12 protein-coding genes are annotated in these 12801 nt (G+C 59.2%); 4 read left to right on the forward strand and 8 right to left on the reverse strand.

Features of this window, described 5'->3' with window-relative positions:
* Positions 1-125: 125 nt before the first annotated feature.
* The 3 genes from ACE3PR_RS16580 to ACE3PR_RS16590 all read right to left on the reverse strand — a co-directional run bounded on the left by ACE3PR_RS16580 (position 126) and on the right by ACE3PR_RS16590 (position 3998).
* Positions 126-758, reverse strand: coding sequence for an SLATT domain-containing protein (locus ACE3PR_RS16580; RefSeq protein WP_374374178.1), 633 nt, complete (start codon positions 756-758; stop codon positions 126-128).
* Positions 758-2281 (reverse strand): reverse transcriptase domain-containing protein, encoded by a 1524-nt coding sequence (locus ACE3PR_RS16585; RefSeq protein ID WP_374374180.1) that lies wholly within the window; start codon positions 2279-2281, stop codon positions 758-760. The genes ACE3PR_RS16580 and ACE3PR_RS16585 overlap by 1 nt, the downstream gene beginning before the upstream one ends.
* 310 nt (positions 2282-2591) lie before the next feature.
* Entirely contained in the window at positions 2592-3998 is a 1407-nt protein-coding gene (locus tag ACE3PR_RS16590; RefSeq protein ID WP_374374182.1) for a D-alanyl-D-alanine carboxypeptidase family protein, read from the reverse strand.
* 155 nt (positions 3999-4153) lie between these two features.
* Between ACE3PR_RS16590 and ACE3PR_RS16595 the strand changes: the two genes are divergently transcribed.
* The 4 genes from ACE3PR_RS16595 (at position 4154) to ACE3PR_RS16610 (ending at position 8606) form a co-directional block, all read left to right on the forward strand.
* Positions 4154-4918: a hypothetical protein gene (locus ACE3PR_RS16595; RefSeq protein WP_374374185.1), complete on the forward strand. Its 765-nt coding sequence runs from the start codon at positions 4154-4156 to the stop codon at positions 4916-4918.
* Positions 4919-5140: 222 nt separating this feature from the next.
* Positions 5141-5494 carry an ATP-dependent Clp protease adapter ClpS gene (gene clpS, locus ACE3PR_RS16600; protein ID WP_374374361.1) on the forward strand — a complete coding sequence of 118 codons (354 nt, stop codon included), beginning with the start codon at positions 5141-5143 and terminating at the stop codon, positions 5492-5494.
* A 90-nt stretch (positions 5495-5584) separates the two neighbouring features.
* A complete protein-coding gene (gene clpA / locus ACE3PR_RS16605) occupies positions 5585-7891 on the forward strand; it encodes an ATP-dependent Clp protease ATP-binding subunit ClpA (protein ID WP_374374188.1) in 2307 nt (768 codons plus the stop codon).
* A gap of 91 nt (positions 7892-7982) precedes the next feature.
* Positions 7983-8606: a pyridoxamine 5'-phosphate oxidase family protein gene (locus ACE3PR_RS16610; RefSeq protein WP_374374191.1), complete on the forward strand. Its 624-nt coding sequence runs from the start codon at positions 7983-7985 to the stop codon at positions 8604-8606.
* 285 nt (positions 8607-8891) lie between these two features.
* Here the strand turns inward: ACE3PR_RS16610 and ACE3PR_RS16615 are convergent, their stop codons facing one another.
* From ACE3PR_RS16615 to ACE3PR_RS16635, 5 genes are all read right to left on the reverse strand, one after another.
* Positions 8892-9416, reverse strand: coding sequence for a GNAT family N-acetyltransferase (locus ACE3PR_RS16615; protein WP_374374193.1), 525 nt, complete (start codon positions 9414-9416; stop codon positions 8892-8894).
* Positions 9413-9982, reverse strand: a complete 570-nt coding sequence (locus ACE3PR_RS16620; protein ID WP_374374195.1) for a helix-turn-helix domain-containing protein — start codon at positions 9980-9982, stop codon at positions 9413-9415. Before ACE3PR_RS16620 ends, ACE3PR_RS16615 begins: the two co-directional genes overlap by 4 nt.
* A gap of 44 nt (positions 9983-10026) precedes the next feature.
* Positions 10027-10572, reverse strand: a complete 546-nt coding sequence (locus ACE3PR_RS16625) for an N-acetyltransferase family protein (protein WP_374374198.1) — start codon at positions 10570-10572, stop codon at positions 10027-10029.
* Positions 10573-10831: 259 nt separating this feature from the next.
* The gene (locus ACE3PR_RS16630) at positions 10832-11335 is read right to left on the reverse strand and encodes a TIGR00645 family protein (protein WP_374374200.1); all 504 of its coding nucleotides are present in this window, start codon (positions 11333-11335) and stop codon (positions 10832-10834) included.
* The gene (locus tag ACE3PR_RS16635; RefSeq protein ID WP_374374202.1) at positions 11332-12720 is read right to left on the reverse strand and encodes an aspartate aminotransferase family protein; all 1389 of its coding nucleotides are present in this window, start codon (positions 12718-12720) and stop codon (positions 11332-11334) included. The genes ACE3PR_RS16630 and ACE3PR_RS16635 overlap by 4 nt, the downstream gene beginning before the upstream one ends.
* Positions 12721-12801 lie beyond the last annotated feature (81 nt).

Here is a 12801-nt window from a genome sequence, read left to right on the forward strand (position 1 = left end):
TTAAGCTAAGCCAATAACAAGGGCAGACCCAAAAGGGCCTGCTTTTTTCTGCTGAAATGGGAAATATTCTACGGAACGTACTTCATGCCGGTGAGGATCGAGTTCGTAGAATTTGGCCTAACTCCTTAGATCGTACTTCCCGCTCCAAAAAACAAAATTGTTGCGATCGTTCCAAGAAGTGAGAGCCAAGCGATCAGAGAGTATATCCCGCCAGAGACTATGAATAGTTTGAGTTCGATGTATCCGCGATATGCTGGGGTTAACCACCACCGAATACCAAAATCCTTCGGGTGTTGGGCTTTTACTAGTTGATCATCAACATAGGTGTGATTGATATTTCGGCTGTCAATTTTGTCATGATATTGAGTGATTATATCCTTAATCGCCGCGTCGTTGGGGGTCGCTTGCGACGCTTCAAATACAAATAAATCATAGATTCTTGCTATCTCAGTTCCTGACTTATGGAACTCTTTCGCGAGATCATCGTAACGTTGTCCTTTGACGTAAAGTTCTATGATCAGCAATGCTATGGAGCACAAGACTAAAGCGAGGTCGCCTGCCCTTTGAGTTTTATCAGGAAGGTCGAAAAACGCACCGGCCTTGAATGCCGAGAGAGCTACAACTGTGAAGGTAAGAACGATTACTGCGGTAGATGCCCGAGTCGCCAGTTTATGTAGGCGAGCATGAGCGTTGAATCGCGCACACTTTGTTTCCCACATCTGTTTATAGGTCTTTTTATATTTTTCCTGCATGACCATCACATGTATGCATAAATGCCACTAGGCAACGACAGTCCAACAAGGCCCTTGCGCGCCCACTTCTTTCGGGCTGTACGCCAAGAAACTACAAAACTAGGGCATTGGGTCTCCATCGGGAGAGCGGTATACTGATACCAAGAGCCATCAATGATCGATGCTTTGCCCAGGGGTGGCATAAATGTTCTATGTCGTGCCGAAAGTACTTTTCGACGCAGCCGATGGGCGCGATCAATTGCATTGATCATCCAGCCATCCAATGCAGAGAATTGCTTCACGTCATCAACAAGGCAAAAGTATGCAGCGATTCCTTTGAAACGACGGATGGCGAGCCTTGCATCTAAATAGTCTCGAGTTACCTGCTCACCTAGACCGCCATAAAGGTATCTACGAATGTCGTTTATGCAGGTAACTAGGTCCCAATCATAAAAATCTGGCCCAACGCGATTTTTGTTGAAGCTAAATTTCCGAGGGTAAAGTAGCAGGTGATTGTAAATTGTTTGCGCAATATGCCGCTTTATGTGACGGATTGCTCTTTCAGAAATTAGTATGTTTTCCTTGGTGAGACTGTAGCCGAGAAAATCGACGTTTTTGGTTGAGAGAATCTCTGCTTTCCCAGGTTCGGCGAGCAGTCGAATGCCGGTGGATTTGTCCTCATTTATCGGAATGCCTGATCTGGTCGAAAAATCGCGAAAAACATTGTGAGCGCTGATAGCGTCCTCATAGGAGCTCGTCACTATAAGAATATCGTCAGCAAACCTTACAAAACGGCCATTCATTTTCTCTAGTTGTATATCGAGCTGATGAACTGCTGCATTGGCGAGGAATAGCGAGATGCTGGTTCCCTGAGGAATCCCGTTACGCCTACGTTCAAATTTTCTTGCGGAATACGCTGATATATCGGCGTATCGATGAGATAGAAAGGCACCAATAACTTCTCGCTCTGCAAAGGTCGTAAGAAGCTGGGTCGCCTTAGGGAAAATTTGCGAACGCAAGTGTTCGGATGGAATTGAGTCGAAGTAGGATTTGAAATCGAAACTGACGATGAAAGACTTGCCGTCGCGCGTGAGGTTTCGAAGATGAATTATTGCATCGAGTGGGGTTTTGGTTGTTCTGTAGGCGAAACTGGACGATGAGAAAATGCCATCGTTACGGTCGATTATATTGCGAGTGAATAAGTTCGAGACAGCGGCGTCTGGTATTGAGAAAATATGAATTGCTCTTTCACCGCCAGAGGGTTTTTTGAACCTCATTTCTATGGCGGGCGTCGGTTTATAGTCTTCCCTTTTTATTGCGTTCCATATGCCTTTGGCTAGGAACTTGCTGTGCCTTATGCAATAGCGAGGATTATAGTGCTTATGTACCGACCAGTATGCGGGTTCTTTCTTCCCGCTTATGATTGCAATTGTTCCAGTTCTTTTTTCGAATTTTTGGTGTTTGTATTTTGCCGCAGCGATCTGGCGGCGGAGACGGGCTAGACGCTTACGTGCCTCCTTTTCAATTTCACGCTGTATCACTGAAATCATAGCGTTCGCGAACTCTTCTTCAGCGAAAGGCGCTAGGGAAGGCGGTAGTCAGTGGACGTTTGCAAGGCCAGAGCCTTTGCATGACTCAGTGCAAGGTTAACTGGCCTTCCCTAGCTAGTGCTTCTCGCACATAAAGATATAGTTACCCCTAGAGGCATTCCGCATCAAGGGCAATTTACTACTTAAAGTAAGTGCCAAAATGTTGGATACTATGCCCTTCGACGAATGGGCCCTGACCTAATCATTTTGTAAGCGCAAGTAAAATGCCGGCACGAGGCCGGCATTTCTTACCGCGCCGAAAGGAGCGCTATTACTGCGCGGTCTGCGCGACGTTGCTGTCGCCCTGGATCACCAGGCAGTCGGTGCGCTTCTTCTTCAAAGCGACGCAGGCATCCTCCGCCGCATCCTTGGTGAGACCGAAGACACGGGCGCGGTAGAGCGAGCCGCCATTGCCGGTCTTGCTCTGATCAATCACGATACGCGCATCGGCGAGGAGATTGGGCACCGTCGCGGTGGCCTTCTGCGCCGCCTTCTGCGCCGGATTGTATTTCGAATAGGCACCGACCTGGACGCCATAGAAACGGTCCTGGCCGTCCCAGACATTGGCGACCGCCTGATCGTCCGGCTTTGCCTGGGCCGAGGCCAGCGAGACGCTGGTCATCGCGGCAAGGGTCGTTGCCGTGTCGAGGTCGTCGAGTTCTTCCTGCGTCGCCGGCTTCACCACCGGGGCGAGGGCGGCCACCGCGACGCTGTCGTCATAGGTGGCGGGTTGTGCTGCCGGCGCTGCTGCCGCCACGGCGATTGCCTTGGCGGGGCCGGCGCTGCCGGGCGCCTTGGCGACCAGAACGTCGCCGGTGCCTTGCTGGATCTTGAAGGCCTTGGCCATCAGATCGATCATGTGCTTGTCGCGGCTGGCGGCGGAACTGCCGCCCAGCACGACGCCGACCAGGCGCCGGCCGTCGCGATGCGCCGAGGTCACCAGATTGAAGCCCGAGGCGCGGATATAGCCCGTCTTCATGCCGTCGGCGCCGGTGAACTTGCGGAGCACGCGGTTATGCGTGGCGTAGGAAACGCCGCGATACGAAAACTTGCTGCGGCTGAAATAGTCGTAGTAATCGGGATGATCGCGCAACAGGGCCACACCCAGCACCGCCATATCGCGGGCCGTGGTGCGCTGATCTGCATTGGGCAGGCCGTGGGCATTGCGGAAGGTCGTATTCTTCATGCCGAGCGCACGCGCCTTTGCCGTCATCATGCGCGCGAATTCTTTCTCGCTACCGCCCAGATGTTCGCCGACGGCGGTGGCAACGTCATTGGCCGAGCGGATGACGAGGGCCAGAATCGCGGTCTCGACCTGGATCGTATAGCCGGGCTTGGCATTGAGATTGGTCGCCGGCTCGCCGGCGGCATTGGCCGAGAAGGTGATCTTGTCGGTGAGGGACACCTTGCCGCTGTCGATCGCGTCGAACAGCATGTAAAGCGTCATCATCTTGGTCAGCGAAGCCGGGTAGGTGAGGGTGTCGGCGTTGGAACGCGACAGAACCTCGCCGGTTTCGGCATCGACGATGATCGACGCCGCCACGGGCTTCGCATAGGCTTCAGGGGAACCCAGCGCCAGGACAGCCATGCTGACCAGGGCGAGAACGGCAACAATCCGGACAGGGAGGCGGAATCGGGGCAAAATCCACCCCAGCCCGCCGGCCAGTGACCTCAACATCAAGCTTTCCCCCTTAACCGGTGAAAAGATTTAGGCAATTTCGTGTCCGATTCTACGTTAACCGAAGAATCCTGTCTATAGCCTGCAGGTCGCTAATTTCTGGTAAACTGCAAAATGTGTCCAATGAATCAGGTGCTTCAGCGATGATCCTCAGATTGACCCGCTCCCTCTTGCCGCAACCCGCGAAATGGGTCGGCGCCGGACTCGCTATGGTTGGCCTGGCGATTCTGATGGGCGGATGTGCCTATCAATCCGCGGGCAACCAAGGCGCCGGTTTAGGGATCGACAACCCGGTGGAACGCAAATTCACCTGGTTCAGTTATCTCGACGCCGCGGATATTCGCAATTCCTGTGCCGCCGGCGGTCCGGATCAGCTCCGTCTCGTCTACAACGCCCAGTTCTACGATCATGTGCGCGCCTATGATATTCTGGGTGGTGCTCAGCCGGTCATGACGGCGCGGGCGCGTGGGACCAGTGGAAACCTGCTCAATCTCTCTTTCGACTCGCTCGAAGGCCTGTTCGGACCGTGGAATTTCCGCCAGTCGCAGACTGGTCTGAGCGCGGCGGAATGGGCTGAACTCCATGATCTGCTGCGCCAATCTGGCTATATGACCACCGTGCAGGACGGCATGCGGCTGCACTCACAGGATTTTTACTGGCTGGTGGCGGGTTGCGAGAAGGGCCAATTTCACTTCAACGCCTGGGCTGCGCGCTCAAGCGCCACGCCGCTCGAAAAGGTGAAATTCCTCGACTTCCTGCTGAAGCGCGACCGGACCGGCATCGGCTACAAACCGCCGCACCCCGTCACTTATATCGAGAAATACGGTGATACCAAGGGCCAGGGCAAAGATTATACCGGCGCCTTCACCATCACAGTTCGTCCAGACGGAATCGGGCGGGCGGGCATGTCCGGCTTTTAAGACCCTGCGCCGAGTACGCTCAATCCGCAGGCGTCCGCATGCCACAATTGCCGCCTAACTGGGCAGATTCGGACAGCAGGCAAAATGTCCGGGCCGCCATGCAGCCCCTTTTAACTTTGGTTTAGCATCCAATATGATAGGCCTTATGAACAGGTATACCGGGAGTCTCCCTCCTTGCTGACACGCGATACACTCAATCGGGCAATCAACCGCCCCCTTCCAATGCGGGCCGCCGGCGATGACGACGACCAGGGCAAGGATGGCGGCGGCAATGGCGGCCGGCCGGGTGTCGGCACCGTCGTCAAGGTGCGCCCCAAGACCAAGAAACCCTCGATGTACCGGGTCCTGCTGCTCAACGACGATTACACGCCGATGGAATTCGTCGTCCATGTGCTGGAGCGCTTTTTCAACAAGAGCCGCGAAGCCGCGACCGAGATCATGCTCCATGTCCACCATCGCGGTGTGGGCGTGTGCGGTGTCTATACCTATGAAGTTGCCGAGACCAAGGTCTCGCAGGTGATTGATTTCGCCCGCCGCCATCAGCATCCGCTGCAATGCACGATGGAGAAGGAATAGGTGATGCGCATGGCGCGCATCTTGCTTAATCGGAAATTGCGCCCATGTTGTTAACGACTACCCGTCAGTCAAGGAAGGATGTCCCGGCCCATGCTGTCGCCCAATCTTGAACAGACCCTGCATCGGGCCCTCGCTTTCGCCAGCGAAAGGCGGCACGATTACGCAACCCTCGAGCATCTGCTCCTGGCATTGACCGAGGATCAGGATGCGATCGCCGTGATGCGCGCCTGCAGCGTCGACATCGAACGGTTGAAGCGCGATCTCATCGATTACGTCGACAACCAGCTCGCCAACATCATCAGCAAGCAACAGGCCGAAGCCAAGCCCACCGCGGGTTTCCAGCGTGTCGTGCAGCGCGCGGCCATCCATGTGCAGTCGTCGGGCCGCGAGGAAGTGACTGGCGCCAATATCCTGGTGGCACTCTTTTCCGAGCGCGAGAGCCATGCCGTCTATTTCCTGCAGGAGCAGGAGATGACGCGCCTCGACGCCGTCAATTACATCAGCCACGGCATCGCAAAGGTGCCGGGCCGCGCCGAACCCAAGCGCGTGCGCGGTGCCGCCGAAAAGGGCGAGGAAAGCGAGGCGCAGGTGAAATCCGGCACCGAGGCGCTCGAAGCCTATTGCGTCAACCTCAACCAGAAGGCCCAGAACGGCAAGATCGATCCGCTCATCGGCCGCGATTCCGAAGTCTCGCGCACCATCCAGGTGCTGTGCCGCCGCACCAAGAATAATCCGCTTTATGTTGGCGATCCCGGCGTCGGCAAGACCGCGATCGCCGAAGGCCTCGCGCGTCGCATCGTCAAGGGCGACGTGCCGGACGTTTTGAAGAACGCCACCATCTTCTCGCTCGACATGGGCGCGCTCCTCGCTGGCACGCGCTATCGCGGCGATTTCGAGGAACGCCTGAAAGCGGTCGTCAAGGAGATGGAAAATCTCGACGGCGCCATTCTCTTCATTGACGAGATCCACACCGTGATCGGTGCCGGCGCCACGTCGGGCGGCTCGATGGATGCCTCCAATCTGCTGAAGCCTGCTTTGCAATCGGGCTCGCTGCGCTGCATCGGCTCCACGACCTACAAGGAATACCGCCAGCATTTCGAGAAGGACCGCGCGCTCGTCCGCCGCTTCCAGAAGATCGACGTCAACGAGCCCTCGCTCGAGGACGCGGTCAAGATTCTGCGCGGCTTGAAGCCCTATTACGAAAAGCATCACAACGTGCGCTACACCGCCGAGGCGATCCGTGCCGCGGTCGAGCTCTCGTCGCGCTATATCGGTGACCGCAAATTGCCCGACAAGGCGATCGACATCATCGACGAGGTGGGTGCCGCGCAGATGCTGCTCCCGGAATCGAAGCGCAAGAAGACCATCACCGTGAAGGATGTCGAGGCGACCGTCGCCACCATCGCCCGCATCCCGCCAAAGACCGTCTCCAAGGACGACAAGGCCGCCTTGAAGACCCTCGAGCGCGATCTCAAAACCATGGTCTTCGGTCAGGACAACGCGATCGACGCGCTCTGTGCCGCGATCAAGCTGGCGCGCGCTGGCTTGCGCGAACCGGACAAGCCGATCGGCTCCTATCTCTTCTCCGGCCCGACCGGCGTCGGCAAGACCGAGGTCGCCAAGCAATTGGCGCGCGTCATGGGTATCGAGATGGTGCGCTTCGACATGTCGGAATACATGGAGCGGCACACGGTCTCGCGCTTGATCGGCGCGCCTCCGGGCTATGTCGGCTTCGACCAGGGCGGTCTCTTGACCGACGCCATCGACCAGCATCCGCATGCGGTCCTGCTGCTCGATGAAATCGAGAAGGCGCATCCCGATCTCTTCAACATCCTGTTGCAGGTGATGGATCACGGCAAACTGACGGATCACAACGGCAAGTCGGTCGACTTCCGCAACGTGATCCTGATCATGACCACCAATGCCGGCGCCTCGCAGATGGCCAAGGCGGCGATCGGCTTCCTGCGCGAGAAGCGGGAAGGCGAGGACACGGCCGAGATCGAACGCCTGTTCGCGCCGGAATTCCGCAACCGTCTCGACGCGGTCATTCCGTTCTCGAACCTGCCGGCCGAGATCGTGGCCCAGGTGGTCGACAAGTTCATCATGCAGCTGGAAGCCCAGCTCGCCGACCGCCATGTCTCGATCGACCTCACCGACGCGGCGCGGAAGTATCTCGCCGAAGTTGGCTTCGACCCGCTCTATGGTGCCCGTCCGCTCTCGCGCACCATCCAGGAGCATGTCAAGAAGCCGCTCGCCGAGGAATTGCTGTTCGGCAAGTTGGAGAAGGGCGGCACCGTCCGGGTCGATTTCGATCCGGATGCCAAGAAGCTCACCTTCGACATCGTCGAATCGAAATCCAGCCCGCGCGAAGAGACGGTGGAACCTGTCGACGCATAGGGCTGGGACTGCGAACCTCTCGCAATTCCGGCTGGTCAAACAAACGCCCGGTCCTCTAGGATCGGGCGTTTCTTTTGGGGAGAGGCGCGCCATGAACGAACCGTCGAAGATCATCGATCCCGCTTTCCTGCGGGACCTCTATGGCGAGCCCGTCCCGGCCTCCCTGGTCAAGGAAGTGACCTTCCTGACCGAACCCTATGCCCAGTTCATCCAGGCCTCGCCCTTCGTGGTGATCTCGACTGCCGGTCCCGGCGGCCTCGATTGCTCACCGCGCGGCGGCCCGCCGGGCTTCGTCCGGGTCGCCGACAAGAAGACCCTGATCCTCCCCGACCGCAGCGGCAATAACCGCGTCGACACCTTGAGCAACATCGCCGAGGACGGCCGCATCGCCATGTTGTTCCTGGTACCGGGCATGGGCGAGACCATGCGCGTCAACGGCCGCGCCCGCATTTCGGTCGATGCCGATCTCCTGGCAAGCTTCGCCGACGTCAACGGCAAGATCCCGCGCTCGGCCGTCGTGGTCAGCATCGAGAGCGCCTACGTCCATTGCTCGCAATCCCTCTCGCGCTCCAAGCTCTGGGACCCGGCCGCGCAGGTGGACCGCAAATCGATGCCGACCATCGGCCAGATGCTCCAAGCCTGCCGCACCGAATTCGACGGCGCCGCCTACGACAAACGCAACGAAGAAGAAGGCGGCCTCATTCCGGAGGATTGAAGGGGCCACGCTCCCCCTGTTCTTGTCACTCCCGCTTTCGCAGCAGGGCAATCGCATGTAACCAAACCCGTCATGCCCGGGCTTGACCCGGGCATCCACTCTCTCAACTGCTGCAGTGGATCCCCGGGACTTCGCCCGGGGATGACGATCAATGAAATCCGACTTTAATTGTCATGGTCGGCGCAGGCCGACCATCCACGAGTTTGTTTGCACCTGAAGAAAGAAACTCGTGGATCCTCCGCCTTCGCGGAGGATGAGGGCGAGTGAGTGCGAACGAACGCCCCCTCACAGCCGCTTATAAAAAAAGCTCGCCCCCTCCGGCACCGTCACATCGGCGCGCAAGGCGTAGCCGGGAACCTCGCCAAACTTCACCCAGCCCATGCGCGCATAGAGGCGTTCGCCGTCGCCGTCAGTTTCGGTGTCGAGGGTGAGGAGCGAACGGCCGATCCGGCGCGCGTGATCCTCCGCCGCCTGCAGCAGGGCGCCTCCCAACCCCCTCCGCCGCGCCCGGCGATGCACCAGCATCTTGCCCAAATCCGCGCGGTGCGGCTGGTTCTCTTGCGGGGCCATGATGAGCTGCACGGTGCCGTCGATGACACCCTCTCGTTCGGCGACGAAGATCAGGCGCTCGCCGGAAAGGGCACCCGACAAGGCCCCATCCCACCATTTTTCGGCCTTTTCCCGCGTCATCGGCCAGACGAAATTGACCGAGGCGCCGCCCTCGACCGCATCGACCAGCAGATCGACCAGGGCAGGGCGCGCTCCCATCACCTCACGCGGCGCCAGCAGACGAATGACGTGGTCGCTCACGGCACCGGCTCCAAGGTCAGGATCACGGCATAGCGCGCGGGCTTCCCGCTCACATTGCGGAACGTATTGCCCTCGGCCAGGCGCATATGCAGGCAATCGCCGGTCTTCAGGCTGAACACTTCGCCCCCCATGGCAATCTCGATCTCGCCCTTCAGCATCCAGACATGCTGCTCGATGATGCGGTGTTGGCTCTTCTCGAAACGCACCTCGGCGCCGGCCGGGAAATCCACCTCGACGATGCGCACTGGCGATCCCGTCCCGGCGGGTGCCACCTCGCGCCTGAGATAGCCGGTGGCCGGGTCCTGCCAGACCGGCTGCTCGGCGCGGCGCAGGAGCGGGCTTTGGCTTTCCCGCGCAAAGAGGCCGGAGAGGCTGAGCCCCAGCCCAGCGCAGAGATTGTCGAGAATGACGGCGCTCGCCTGCACCTCGCCCCGTTCGATGCGCGAGATCATGGCGCGGCTGACGCCGGTCCGGCTGGCGAGCTCCTCGAGCGACAATCCAAGGCCGGCGCGGCGGGCGGCGATACGGGTGGCGATGAGGGCGGAAAGGGTATCGGGAAAATCCATGATGAGAGAATAACGTCTCTTATCGTGGAAGCAACCCGATTTTGCTATTGCGGCAGATCCCAATGGAAGCCGATCACCGGGAAATCGGCACCGCCCACCCGTTCCAGTCTTGCGCTGGGCAGGCGCTTGCCGCCAAGGCGCTGGTAGAAACCGATCGCGGCCCGGTTCTCCGCCAGACACCAGACGCTGACCTCGCTTGACCCGCCGGAGGTGAGGGCGTCGAAGGCCGCAAGTATCAGGGCGCGACCGATCCCCTGGTCGCGCCAATCGGTTGCCACATAGAGCATGAAAATCTCGGAGATCGTGGTCTGCCGCCCGGTATCGTCGCGCGCGATCCCGAAATGCGCGAAGCCGACGATTTCGCCATCTGCCTCCGCGACCAGAGTCCCGGCGCGGCCTTCCAGGCTGGCCAGGCGCCGGTCCCAGGCAACTTCGTGGGATTCCGGCTTCAGGCGGAGGAGATGCTTCTCGGGGAGCAGGCCGGCATAGGCATCGACCCAGGTCTCGACATGGACGCGCGCAATCCCACTGGCATCGCCGGATCTGGCGGTGCGGATCAGTGGCTGGGCGGACTCGGTCGCCGGCTGCATGCCGCTATCATAGCTCAAAATTTAAGCAGCGCGACGGCCGAGCAGAACCACCCACGAAAAAGGCCGACATCGCGGGGACGATGTCGGCCTAGGGGGTAATCTCAAGGGGGTCGAGATGATAGATGGAATTGTCAGCGCCGAGGTCCTGACAGGGTGGCCTCAGCGACAAGAACAGAATAACAGGCTCTTCTGCAAAAGAGGATGAATCCCCCTGCACGATAGTGTGCAGAAGTACCGATAGATCACTTTACGCGAGCATTTATTTGTCCTTCGCCGCCATCTTGTCGAGGAAAGCGAGGAGCATCGCCGAGACGACGAAGGTGAGGTGGATGATGACCAGCCACATCAAATCGTCGTTGGAGAGCGATTGCACGTTGAGGAAGGCCTGCAGCAGGTGAATCGACGAGATGGCGACGATCGAGGCCGCCACTTTCACCTTGAGCGTGCCGGTATCCAGCTTCCCCAGCCAGGAGATGCCATGCCGCTCGGCGTCGACATCGAGTCGCGAGATCATGTTCTCGTAGCCGGAGATCACCACCATGATGACGAGGCTCGCCACCAGCACGGCATCCACCAGTTTGAGGACGGCGAGCAGCATGTCGTTCTTCGACCACACGCCGATATTGGTGAAGATGCTGACCAGCTCGCCGGCAAAGCTGAAGAAATAGGCGATGAGCGCCAGACAGAGACCCAGATAGAAGGGCAGCAGCAGCCAGCGCGACCAGAAGATCAGCTTCTCCATGGTGGATTCGACGGCTCTCATGGCGCGATCTCCTTCAGCACCTGGTTGAGGCTGGTCTTGAGGATGTCGACGATTTCGTCGATCTCGCCGCGCGTGGCGATGAAGGGCGGCGAGATGATGGCGATGTCGCCGGCAAGGCCGTCCACATTGCCGCCGACCGGATAGCAGATCAGGCCGTTCCGGAAACAGGTATCGCGCAGACGCTGATAGACCGCCAGTTTCGGGTCGAACGCCGCCTTGGCTGTGCGATCCTGGACAATCTCGATCGCCCAGAAGAAGCCGCGGCCACGAATGTCGCCGACATGGGGATGATCGGCGAGCGCCGCCCGGAGCTGCCGCTCCAGATAAAGCCCGTCCTCGCGCACCTTGGCCACCAGATGGTCGCGCTGGATGATCTTCTGCACCGCGACCCCGGCGGCGCAGGCCAAAGTATGGCCGGTGAAGGTATGACCCGTGAGCAGCCCGCCATACTTTTCGAACATCGGCGCCTTGAGGCGGCTGTGATAGATGGCAACACCCAGGGGCACATAGCCGGCGGCAAGGCCCTTCGCCACCGATATGATGTCGGGCTCGACCCCGTCATGTTCCAAGGCGCGCCAGGTGCCGGTCCGCCCGGCGCCGCACATCACCTCGTCGGCGATCATGAGCACGCCGTATTTATCGCAGATCTCGCGCACGCGTCTGGCATAGCCCGGCGGAGCCGGGACGCAGCCGCCGGCTGCCCCCACGACGGGCTCGAAGATGAAAGCCGCGACCTTGTCGGCGCCCAGTTCCAGGATCTTGTTCTCCAGTTCCTGCGCGCAATAGGCACCGACCGCCACCGGATCGATCTTGCCGCCGCTTTGCGCCAGGTATCCGGCTGGCGGGCGATAGACATTGGCGGGTGAGAGGAAATTGCTCGGCATCATCGCGCCCTCGAAGGCCTCGCGCCTTGCATAAAAGCCGGAGATCGAGGTGGCCCCCATCGTGTTGCCATGCCACGAGCGCTCGCGTGAGATGATGAGGCGCCGGCTCTTCTGCCCGATCGAGGTCTGGTATTGGAGCGCGATCTTCAAGCAGGATTCGACCGCTTCCGAGCCGCTCGAAACAAAGGTCATGTTGGCAAGGCCGCCGCCGCAGGAGGCGGCCACCATCGCCGTCAGTTCTTCCAGCGGGTCGCTGGTGAAGGTGTAGCGATAGCCATGGGCGATGCGGTCGAGCTGGCGCTTGATCGCCTCGTTCACTTCCGTGTTGGCATGACCCAGCGAATAGACCGCCGGTCCCGAGGAGCCGTCGATATAGCGCCGTCCCTTGGTGTCGAAGACATAGCAGCCCTCACCGTAATCGACCTTGGGCAATTCCCCGGGTTGCCAATCCGCTCCCTGCTGAGCCGCGGCGTTCTTGGCGAGATTGGGCCCGGTTGACATTCGTCGCTCCCTTTGGCTGCTATGCGTTCGATCCTGGCCCAGCGGTCATGCCAATGGCCAGGTGCCGAGTCAAGCAATGGA

This window comes from Dongia sp. (assembly GCF_041909655.1).
In the GTDB taxonomy this organism is placed as follows: Bacteria; Pseudomonadota; Alphaproteobacteria; order Dongiales; family Dongiaceae; genus Dongia.